7 protein-coding genes are annotated in these 7669 nt (G+C 34.8%); 4 read left to right on the top strand and 3 right to left on the bottom strand.

Features of this window, described 5'->3' with window-relative positions; genetic code table 11:
• Positions 1–227: 227 nt before the first annotated feature.
• Positions 228–1118: a ribose-phosphate diphosphokinase gene (locus Megvenef_RS06145; RefSeq protein WP_322777098.1), complete on the bottom strand. Its 891-nt coding sequence runs from the start codon at positions 1116–1118 to the stop codon at positions 228–230.
• A 50-nt stretch (positions 1119–1168) separates the two neighbouring features.
• Here Megvenef_RS06145 and tsaB point away from each other — a divergent pair, with 50 nt between their 5' ends.
• On the top strand, positions 1169–1840 hold the full coding sequence (gene tsaB, locus Megvenef_RS06150) for a tRNA (adenosine(37)-N6)-threonylcarbamoyltransferase complex dimerization subunit type 1 TsaB (protein WP_322777099.1): 672 nt from the start codon (positions 1169–1171) through the stop codon (positions 1838–1840).
• Between the two features lie 24 nt (positions 1841–1864).
• On the opposite strand, the gene Megvenef_RS06155 is transcribed toward tsaB, so the two are convergent.
• Positions 1865–2254 carry a VOC family protein gene (locus Megvenef_RS06155; protein ID WP_322777100.1) on the bottom strand — a complete coding sequence of 130 codons (390 nt, stop codon included), beginning with the start codon at positions 2252–2254 and terminating at the stop codon, positions 1865–1867.
• Between the two features lie 162 nt (positions 2255–2416).
• On the opposite strand from Megvenef_RS06155, the gene Megvenef_RS06160 reads away from it, so the two are divergent.
• Positions 2417–3430 (top strand): glycosyltransferase, encoded by a 1014-nt coding sequence (locus Megvenef_RS06160; protein WP_322777101.1) that lies wholly within the window; start codon positions 2417–2419, stop codon positions 3428–3430.
• Between the two features lie 35 nt (positions 3431–3465).
• On the opposite strand, the gene obgE is transcribed toward Megvenef_RS06160, so the two are convergent.
• Positions 3466–4470: a GTPase ObgE gene (obgE, locus tag Megvenef_RS06165; protein ID WP_322777102.1), complete on the bottom strand. Its 1005-nt coding sequence runs from the start codon at positions 4468–4470 to the stop codon at positions 3466–3468.
• 146 nt (positions 4471–4616) lie between these two features.
• Here obgE and Megvenef_RS06170 point away from each other — a divergent pair, with 146 nt between their 5' ends.
• Together Megvenef_RS06170 and Megvenef_RS06175 are read left to right on the top strand one after the other, a co-directional pair.
• Positions 4617–6446: a patatin-like phospholipase family protein gene (locus tag Megvenef_RS06170; RefSeq protein WP_322777103.1), complete on the top strand. Its 1830-nt coding sequence runs from the start codon at positions 4617–4619 to the stop codon at positions 6444–6446.
• 287 nt (positions 6447–6733) lie between these two features.
• On the top strand, positions 6734–7669 hold a 936-nt coding region (locus Megvenef_RS06175; protein WP_322777104.1), incomplete at its 3' end, for a phosphotransferase.

Genomic DNA, 7669 nt, shown 5'->3' on the forward strand with positions numbered 1-7669 from the left:
AGCTCAAAAAATGAATGTGCGGTGATTTATTTTTGAAATTCTTGAAATTATATCAAAAATTTAGAGTTTTGACGGAGAGACAAATTACTATAATTATTAGTTTTGTAAAAGTCATCCTGAACTCGTTTCAGGATTTCTTTACCTTGCAGTCAAAAAGAAGATCACGGGTCAAGCCCTGGAACTGGCTTAGTAATATGCCATCGAACACACAACACAATCATCTCAAGTTAAATCAGCTTAATAGCAGCTGCTAATAGTTCATGAGTAGGTAACACAGACAGCTTATCCGGAAGAACAGGATTACTGATTGAGTCTGATATATATAGATGTTTTAACGCTGATTTTTGTATTTTTGCTACGGCACCCCCTGACAAAACACCGTGAGTTACAATTGCTTCAACGCTATTTGCTCCATTTTTAAGCAGGAGCTCTGTGGCTAAACAGACTGTATTTGCCCCATCTATTATGTCATCAATAATAATGCAGTGTCTACCTTTAACGTCGCCTATAATTTCGCTCATTGAGCATACGTTATTCAAATCTCTACTTTTATTTATAATTGCAAGATCTGTTCCAAGTAGAGACCCATAGTTTCTTGCTCTTGAGATTCCTCCAATATCTGGAGAAATAACAATATTATTTACCTGGCCTTGAATCACTGGAAAAAATATACTTTGAGTACTGAGATTCTTGATTGGAATATTAAAAACACCTTCAAGCTGATTTGAATGCAGATCTAGAGTAATAACCTCAGTAACCCCAGCTGCCTCAATCATCTTTATCACAACACTTGCAGAAATTGGGCCATTTTTATAATCACAACGATCTTGCCGACTATAACCAAAATATGGGATAACCGCAATAATCCTCTTTGCCCCCCCGCGCCTAGCAGTGTCAGCAAGAAGTAACAGTTCCATTAGGTGGTCATTCACCGGCGCACTAGTAGACTGAATTAATAATATTTCCTTACCAATAAAGCCATGAACCTGAATTTTAAGTTCACCATCATTAAATTTACTAAGTTTTGTATCAAGCACCTCGAATCCCAAATCTACGCCTAGTCTTAATGCTAAATTAGGATTACTTGAGCCAGCAATTATTTTCATATTGTTTTTCATCTGTTCGTATATTATTGTATACCGTAGAAATCCCTATAATTCAATCGATTATGAACAAAATTCTTTGTTTTGATGTCTCAAATAATAGCTGTTCTGTTGCAGTTTCATTTGGTCAGGAAATAGTCTCATTTGAGCAAGAGTTGCGTCCATCCATGCAAGCTGAGCGATTGATGGTAATGGTACAGAGCTCTCTTATAAATGCACGCCTAAAATACCAAGATCTTGAATACATGGCTGTAACAGTAGGGCCAGGAAGTTTTACCGGAGTCAGGATTGGTTTGGCTGCGGCAAAAGGAATTATTCACGCTACTAATATTAAGGGTATTGGCATAACTAATTTTGATGCGGCTTATTACAGACTGACTCAGCAAGTGCTAGATTTTGAAAATGCTATAATAATACTAAATGCCTATAGAAATCAGCAATATGTACAAATATTTAATCGAAGCAACCATCCGTCAAATCCTAAATTAGTTGACAATAAGGACATCAGACAGCTTATACAAGCTTACCCTGGGATTAACGCTTGCGCAGGCAGTGGCTTAGCGTCAGTATATAATGAAATAAAAGATCTAGATAGACTTACCATACTCCCAAGATTCCACACTATAAAAGCATTTCATATTGCAAGATTGGCAGATGATATGATAAATAAAGGGCAAATCAACCCTATAGAACCTTTATACATCAGACCACCAGATGCCACCGCCGCTGCATCATAGACACTTAGTACACTTTAACAAAAGTTACATAGCTTTTTGGGACGGTTTCCAGATAGCAATATGCGCACCAGTAGGGTCCTGAATAATTGCAAAACTTCCCATATCACCAGCAGTTGTCTTTGGAACTATAACGGTTCCGCCTAATTTTTTTACTTTATCTAGAGTAGCATCTAGGTCTGCAACACTGATGTAGCTCATCCAATGCGGAGGAATATTTGCTTTATCTTCTGGAGTTTTTAGCATACCCCCTATAGTTTTATCACCCTGCATAAACATAGTATAAGTAGATTCACCCATATCATGTTTTGTGCTCGTCCAACCAAACAAATCTTGATAAAATGCTTGGGCTTTCTTGGTATCAGACGTCATTAATTCGTTCCAACAAAATTCTCCAAAATTCAACTTTTGACTCATTATTTTACCTCAAATATAACTTTTTATTACTCATTAAGAATTAAGGATACTAATTTTGAAAAATTCAGTCAAGAGTCAAAACTCAATGTTAATTAAACTTTAGCTTTAAACTAATCCTACTAATGTTATTATCTTATATGTAACTAATAAATAGAAACATTTATGCCAATATTTAATATCATGGTTAGTAGAGAGCTTGGCGGAATTCAGCAAGCATACCTAGATTATAATGAAGCCCTCCAAGAGACTGGATATCAAGTCATAAATATTTCAAGTGCCTACGCACTCATAAATGATCAACTCACCGACTCAATTAAGCTTCCTACATTAACTTCCTGGTGTATTATATCGAAAATATATTTAAGAATATTAATTGCACTATATAGACCAAATGTCATTATAGCACATGGTGGAAGAGCAATAAATTTTGCAGCAGCTCTCAAACCAAAGTCAGTAAAGCTAATTGGCGTTGCTCATAATTATAGCTATAAGCGTCTGAAGAAATGTGATTATGTAATAGTAATCACTGATCATCTAAGACAATATATGACCGATAACGGTTATGATCATGACAGAATATTCCAAATACCAAACATGCTTAGAATCAATTTAAAATACGAAGAGTCAAAATTTCATGACCCAATAGTAATTGGTAGTTACGGTCGCTTTGTCAAACAAAAGGGGTATGAATATCTTTTAGATGCTTTAGCAATTCTGAAACACCGAGAGTATAATGTTAGATTAGTACTTGGCGGTGGTGGTGAGGATGAGGAACAACTAAAGAATAAATCCAAAGAATTAGACATAAACGAGATAACGACTTTTCCCGGTTGGATCAAGGATAAAAAAAAGTTCTTTGCAGAAATAGATATTTTTTGTTTACCCTCTATTCACGAACCTTTTGGCATAGTTCTTCTCGAAGCAATGGAATATTCCAAACCTATAGTATCAACAAAATGTGAAGGTCCAAGCGAAATATTGGATCATAATGTTGATGCTCTATTAGCCACAGTTAATTCAGCAGAGGATTTAGCTGACAAGTTAACTGAATTTGTTGATAATCCAGAGAAGGCAAAAAAATGTGCAAAATCGGCATATTCAAAGTTATGCTCAAAATATGATATAAAAATAGTATCAAGAAAGCTTGGAGATATTATAAATAAAGTGCTCTATTGAATTAAACACAAATAAACCAGAATCTAAAAAAACTTCTACTCCTCAGGGTTTTGCCATGCTTTAACTGCTTCTAGGGTTTTTTTCAAAACGATTTCAATTCCATTGCCTGTATAGCCGGAAATTGGATAAATTTTTTGCCCTGTGAGATTGTTTAGAATTTTCATTTTTTCAGCCAATTCTTCTTCAGAAACACTATCAACTTTATTTAGACAAATAATTTCTGTTTTTTCCTTTAATAATGGGGAATAGGATTCTAATTCGTCTCGAATAGTCAGGTAATCCTGCTTAACATCTTCATGCGTTACATCAATAATATGAAGTAGGACCCCACAACGTTCTATATGCTTTAAAAATCTATCTCCAAGACCGCTTCCCTCATGAGCACCTGCTATCAGTCCAGGAATATCGGCAAGCACAAACTCTTCATCGCTAACATAAACAACTCCAAGACCAGGTTTTAGAGTGGTAAACGGGTAATCAGCTATTTTAGGTTTTGCTGCCGAAGTCATTGAAAGGAAAGTAGATTTACCAACATTTGGCAATCCAATTAACCCAGCATCTGAAAGTAGCTTTAGTTTTAAAGCTATGTTCATTTCTTCGCCAATTTCTCCTTCCGTACGTTTACGAGGTGACTTGTTTGTTGAAGATTTGAAATGAGCATTACCAAGGCCACCCAAGCCCCCTTTTAACATCTCAAAATCTTGATTGTCTGTGGTAAAATCGTAAATTAACAAATTACCATCTTCGGAAAAAATCTGTGTTCCTACTGGTACTTGGAGTATTAAATCATCTTTGGTCTTACCAGATTTATTGCGTCCCTTTCCGTTCTGTCCATTATCTGCCATAAAATGACGTTTAAACCGAAATTGAAGCAAAGTGTTCAAATGAGAATTGCTACGAAAAACAATACTTCCACCATCTCCACCATCCCCACCATCAGGCCCACCACGATCAATAAATTTCTCACGACGAAAACTAACGGCACCGTTACCGCCATCACCAGCTTTTATATAAATCCTTGCTTCGTCTATGAATTGCATTGTCTATGAATTACTATTTGAATGAGCTTCTTGTCAGAAAATTGCACTATAGCAGGAAAAGCATTACATGTCATTTAAAGAAATTGTTTGTCCAGTACGTTACTTTGTGTATAGAATAGTAACATATAGTTGAATAGGGGAAAGATATGGCAAAATACTCTTACTTAAGCGAGCTAAAGAGAGCACAAAATGAACCATTTAAATACGCTGCCTTTAGTGGAGGTGGAGCCAAAGGAGCTATCTATTCTGGGGTCCACGAGGAACTAGAAAGATCTGGAGTTCTTGCCGGACTTGAGGCTGTCGCCGGTAGTTCAGCCGGGGCAATGACAGCTGGACTTATTGCAACTGGTATCAGTGCCGAAGATTTTAAGAAATTATCTAACGAAACAAATTTTGAGAAACTACTAGGTGAGGGTTTCATCGTAAACAAAGATGGAAAACCTCTATATCAACTGATGCACGATACAATTAGTAACAATGTTATTAATTATCTAAAAGACAAAGACATAATGGATATATGTAATGTTCGAATGGAGTCTATTACAAGCGAAATAACCAAGTTACAAAATGATTCTAGTCCATCAGCTCTTGAAGAACTAAAGATATTAAAAGAAAAACAAACTAAATTACAATCGATAATAGATTCTAATGGAGTACAGTTTACTGAGATGAATAAACGAGCTCAAGAGAGTGGAACAATATATTTTAAAGATCTAGATCTACTTCATTTAATTGATCCAATTAAATTCAAAGATTTAGTTATTACAGCAACAAATCGAGGAACAGGTGAACTTACAATTTTTGACGCTAGAAAAACACCAGATGTTGAAATTGCCCTTGCCTGCAGAGCCTCAGCCTCAATTCCTATAGTATTTGAGCCTGTAAAGATTAACGGTGTTGAATATGTTGACGGTGGTTATCGTGATAACCTCCCTCAAAAATACTTTGATGGTCAGGATCAATCTCCTGATGTAGAGGATATTACCGATTCTAATAAGGAAATAGAAAAATCCAAGAAAAAGGGCAGAACGCTAGCCTTAGCATTTGGCTCAGATAGTAGAGACAATGAGGCTCACATAGCTGTTTATAGTGCTCAAGAGAAAATTTCTAATCCTGGTATGATTATGAAATTTCTTATGGATGTGGTTTTTAAATTCCTTGCAAAGGTTGGTGGAAACTTTGAATATTCAAAAGAAACCAATAAAACTTATGAAGGTTTGCGCGATAATGCTTTAAATGCTGTGATACTTGATACTAAGGATGTCGGAACGTTATCATTTGCAGAAGCGCAACGCAACGCTGAGTATCTACATATAAAAGGATCTATTCAGACAGGTAGACATTTTGAGAATCATGGTATTGGAACCAAACCCGATCTAAATCTGGATCGAAAAGAGTTTATGCTTAAAATTTTTGAAGAAACTCAAAATAATGGAATCGTTTCAAAGTGGAAAGATAAAGTTCTAGGTGGTAAGCAAGAAAAATCAAATGATTTATTGTCGTTTTGTAAACCTGAAGCTTGGGAAGGAAAGAGCAAAACAGAAGTATTATCTGGATTTATAGCTACTGCTGCAACTTCTCGTTCTGACGGCAAATTGACTAGCGAAACAGCGTCGATGAAGAAAATTGTTGATATTCTCAATGAGCCATCGACCCCTTCAGTAATTAAGAAAGATTTTATTGCATTACTTAAACTAGATGTAAAGCAAGAAAAAGGGCAAACCAAAGCTGCAAGTATTGTCGCTTATAAGTTTAAAGCTTCAGATTTCGACGGACTCCTTAACAAAATGGAACAAGATAAATCTAAATCAAAAAGTAAGCCCCAAATCAAAAAACGAGAAACTATTACTCTTAATAGTTCTAAAAAAAGAAAGAATGTTGTTGGAGATATATTAAGTTCTAAAAGACCAAAATCCAACACCGAGAAAGTTTTGCAGTCATCTAAAACAGATATAGGAACAAAAACTAGAGGTTAATTGGTACCAACAAGTGAAGTGCACATAAATTCTTAACAATTATCAATTACTCTGGCGATAAATATTTAAATAGCCAGATTTTTGTAATCCTGGTAAACTACCACAACAACAGTACAAACTATATATTACTTTGTTATCCCCCACTATGGTTTTAACGATTACAAATATTATTGTAATCTGTACATTAATATTTTATAGAAGAATTTATGAATAGAATCGTAATATTAAGCTCTCTTATATTAGTGGGGTGTAGCACATATAATGGGCCTGCCAATCATTCTTGTAATTTGAAAAAGATTTACTCCTCTATTGCTTTTAATTCTTTAGATAAAAATTGGACTGAAATTACCCCTCTAAATGGTGGATTATCTGGCTCTACCTTATATAAAGTTTCAGACGGAAAAAAGTTTTACGTTATTCGTAGTATTGCTCATCGGAGCCAAGATTATAAGATCCAAGAACTACAAGCTCAAAAAATTGCATCTGAAGAAGGCTATGGTCCAAAGCTTTATGGTTATGATATGAATAAAGAAGAAATTGTGATGTCTTTTTTGCAAACATCGGAAGAAAAACTAGACCAGACAACAAAAGCTTTAAAGCTTGCCGATTTGTTGAAAAGCATTCACAATGGTCCAAAATTTTGTGAGCACATACCTATTAGGGAGCAAATCAAAAACCTCCTTTTAAAAATCAAAATCCATTTTAACGATAGCGAAACCTCAAAATTTCTATCTATTATTGCCAAATTAGAGAAGATAAAGTCGTTTAAGAAAACTGCAACACATGGAGATCTAAATCCCAATAATATTATTTTCAGTGATGGAAATTTTAAAGTTATAGATTTTGAGGATGCCGGGCAAGATGATCCATTTTTTGATATTGCCACTATTATTGTATTCAATTTTGGGAATACACTTTATGAACAAGAATTCTTAAAACATTATTTTGGTCGCAATCCTTCCCGAAAAGAAATTGCACATCTCAATATAATGAAAAAAGCTGTTTTTCTCTTTTATGGATTTGATCTTATGCTAAGAGTTCCTACACAAACACTAAATAAGAATGTGCGTTCTATGAATTTTTATAAAGCTTTACAAGAATTTGAAAAAGGGTACCTGTCTTTAGCAAATAACGAGCATCTATTGATTCTAGCTAAAAGCATGCGGAATATGGCTATAGAGTTAGATAATAAAAATACAAAAAAAGTTGACCTCTCTGATAAA

The organism is Candidatus Megaera venefica (assembly GCF_034554655.1).
In the GTDB taxonomy this organism is placed as follows: Bacteria; Pseudomonadota; Alphaproteobacteria; order Rickettsiales; family Rickettsiaceae; genus Megaera_A; species Megaera_A venefica.

What these genes read in the sequence shown, in the direction of transcription:
- Megvenef_RS06145 (WP_322777098.1), bottom strand. Translation starts at nt 1,118, where the DNA reads ATGAAAAACAATATGAAAATAATTGCTGGCTCAAGTAATCCTAATTTA.
- tsaB (WP_322777099.1), top strand. Translation starts at nt 1,169, where the DNA reads ATGAACAAAATTCTTTGTTTTGATGTCTCAAATAATAGCTGTTCTGTT.
- Megvenef_RS06155 (WP_322777100.1), bottom strand. Translation starts at nt 2,254, where the DNA reads ATGAGTCAAAAGTTGAATTTTGGAGAATTTTGTTGGAACGAATTAATG.
- Megvenef_RS06160 (WP_322777101.1), top strand. Translation starts at nt 2,417, where the DNA reads ATGCCAATATTTAATATCATGGTTAGTAGAGAGCTTGGCGGAATTCAG.
- obgE (WP_322777102.1), bottom strand. Translation starts at nt 4,470, where the DNA reads ATGCAATTCATAGACGAAGCAAGGATTTATATAAAAGCTGGTGATGGC.
- Megvenef_RS06170 (WP_322777103.1), top strand. Translation starts at nt 4,617, where the DNA reads ATGGCAAAATACTCTTACTTAAGCGAGCTAAAGAGAGCACAAAATGAA.